A 2,915-nucleotide genomic window follows, 5' to 3' on the forward strand; every position below is an offset into this window, starting at 1 on the left:
AAATGATATTTCCCAATCTTCAATCCTCTCGGTTTTAACCAGAGGTAATTATCAATTATCCATTATCAATTATCAATTAATGAACTATACAAGACCGATGCTACCGGACATGATATAACTTGATAAATTCTATATAAAAACAAGTTATGACTTTATTTTGTACTATAGGCTGATTATTAGGATGAGGCAGAAGATAGATATCTTTAATCAGCTTTTCGCTCATCGGGTAAGCATTCAGCTTTTCGTATTTTCGTAAAGAATAAAGCAAATACTAAGATTAGCTGATGACCTTTTTCGTGTCAGATTTTTAATTCTTGCCATCAGACTAATTTCTCCTTCCAAACAGGATGAATTAATGGCTGATAGCTGTTAGCTGAATTCTGAATGCTTACCTCATCGGACTTGTATGAGATTAAAACTAAAAATTATAAATTAATTAATTAAATATAATTCTGTTCTACTTTGAGAATTTCATAAGCAAAATTAATTACCAATGGATAATGGAGAATTGTGCTCAAAAATAATTAATTAGGGTTTGCTGAAAAAGTCTTATTGGTGAGGGTAGGAGTCAGGAGTCAGGAGCCAGGAGGAATGGGAAATTTAGAGGAGGCAAGAGGAAGAATTATCCTTTGATTTTTCTAATATACTCAACCCAAAATCCTAACTTTTTGACCATCAAGCAGCTCAAAACCAGGTACTTTTTGCAAACTTAAAAAGGTTAAAACCTTTATCTGTCAATTATTTTATATTTAATCAGCAGAGCAATAATTATCTGGAGAGAATTAATTTAATATTTTGGCAGTAGTAGGGAAGAGTCAATAAGTAAGAGGTAAGCTCATAAGTAAGTAAACGGCAAATACACAAATAATTTTGTCTACCTACTTATCCATTGTTCATTATCAATTGTTAAAATTGCCATATTTATGCCGTAGTTACTATCAAAAAAATTCTAGGGATAATATCAAATTTGCTGGCTTCGGTTCCCGATAAATTGGAGTAACAAGAAACTGGGTTTATGGGAGGTCAATGGTAGGGATGTTGCACAGGCAAAAATGCGTTTTCCGTTCCGGAATGCTCTGCTTTCCATGTCGCGCAGCGTTTTGCTGGCGCACAACTTTCCTGACGGAATGCTCCTAATTACGCACTTCGGCTGTCGCCGACATATAAAGCGGAGTTTTGCGTTAGCAAAACGTCCCTACAAGGGTATTTGATAAAAACCAGGTTTCTCTGCTTTTTTATACGGATACTACTAGATTTGATCTAATACCAAGTTTGATAAATTTTTGCTAAACTTTTTTGAGTAGAGGAGCTGGGGAGTTATAAAATTATGATAAAACAGCAAAATTCAAAATCAATACTATCTATATTTGCAGCTCCTGTAGGATTAGTAGCAGGTGCAACTTACCATTTTCGCGCTCTAATGATATTTGTCAAAAATCCCAAATTGATAGGTTATATAATTGTTCCGATTTTTATTAATATTGTGGTCGGAATTATTCTTTATATTGGTTTACTTCTGCCGGGAATTGATTTGACTGAGACTATTTTTAATAGTTTATCTTTGCGTTTTGATGCTATGATTGCTCAACTACCAACTTGGTTAAATTTTTTAAGTTATTTAGTTTTCGGCAAGATTTTAACCTGAAGTTTNATATTGTGGTCGGAATTATTCTTTATATTGGTTTACTTCTGCCGGGAATTGATTTGACTGAGACTATTTTTAATAGTTTATCTTTGCGTTTTGATGCTATGATTGCTCAACTACCAACTTGGTTAAATTTTTTAAGTTATTTAGATAATATCTTAGATTGGTTTATAGAACTCATCATATTTATCATATTACTTCTAATAATTGGATTTTTATTAGTACAATTTGGAGTTATTCTGGGTTCGCCTTTTTATGGTCAACTTTCTGAACAATTAGAAAAAATTAGAACTGGTACATTGCCTGAAGCACCTCCAGGTTTATTAGCCTCTCTTAAGGATATTTGGCGAGCGATACTTTTTGAGCTAAAAAAAATTGCTTTGTTTCTAGGAATAGGGTTGCCAATGTTACTACTAAACTTTTTTCCTGGAGGCTCTTTAATAGCAACTATTGGTGGTATTATTCTCACAACCTCTATTGTTTGTCTTGACTTTTTTGATGGACCTTTGGAGAGAAGAAAATTAAAATTTAGAGAAAAGTTAACAGTAGTCCGTCGTAGTTTTCCAGCAAGTGCCACCTTTGGGTTAATTTGTCAAGCCTTAATTACTATTCCCATAGTTAATTTTGTAGGTATTCCCCTTTGTGTAGCAGCAGGGACTCTATTTTGTTGCGATCGCGTCTTACCCAAACTATTACCAGATAGTCAATCTTGATAGTCTAATACCGTTTCACGGAATTCAAAATTCAAAATTCATGCATTAAGATTTTATAACCCGAAAACTTTAAAGCTACAGTAATTTCTAGAAATTATTTCACATTTCAGTAAGATTAAGTAGTGTAGCGGAAGTTGATAAAGTTAGTATTGTACCAATTCCTAGGCATGAATTATAGTTTGGTTATCAAGTAATTAACACCGATAAAATAACTCCCAATTCATGCATTAAGATTTTATAGCCCGAAAACTTTAACGCTACAGTAATTTCTAGAAATTATTTCACATTTCAGTAAGATTAAGTAGTGTAGCGGAAGTTGATAAATTTAGAATTATACCAATTCCCAGGCATGAATGCTATAGTTTGGTTATCAAGTAATTAACAGGGATCAAATAACTCCCATATCTATAGTCATTCTGAATAAGACTGGGACGACTTTTTCTTTCCTTCAAAGTGTTTCATCCTTATTTGAAATGATTATAATTGTTAGCCAGTTAATGTTAATTATGATTATGTTTATTTCTCCCCCACTCCCTTACTCCCCCACTCCCTTACTC

The 2,915-nt window shown here is 33.1% G+C and carries 2 protein-coding genes; both read left to right on the top strand.

The genetic code is table 11. The annotated features are described in order from the left end of the window. Positions 1-1,327: 1,327 nt before the first annotated feature. Entirely contained in the window at positions 1,328-1,645 is a 318-nt protein-coding gene (locus tag AFK68_RS03570; RefSeq protein WP_094671627.1) for a hypothetical protein, read from the top strand. Between the two features lie 11 nt (positions 1,646-1,656). Next, positions 1,657-2,358: an EI24 domain-containing protein gene (locus AFK68_RS03575; RefSeq protein WP_246843976.1), complete on the top strand. Its 702-nt coding sequence runs from the start codon at positions 1,657-1,659 to the stop codon at positions 2,356-2,358. The last annotated feature ends 557 nt before the right edge of the window (positions 2,359-2,915 follow it).

Source organism: Hydrocoleum sp. CS-953 (assembly GCF_002260545.1).
Classification (GTDB): domain Bacteria; phylum Cyanobacteriota; class Cyanobacteriia; order Cyanobacteriales; family Microcoleaceae; genus Trichodesmium.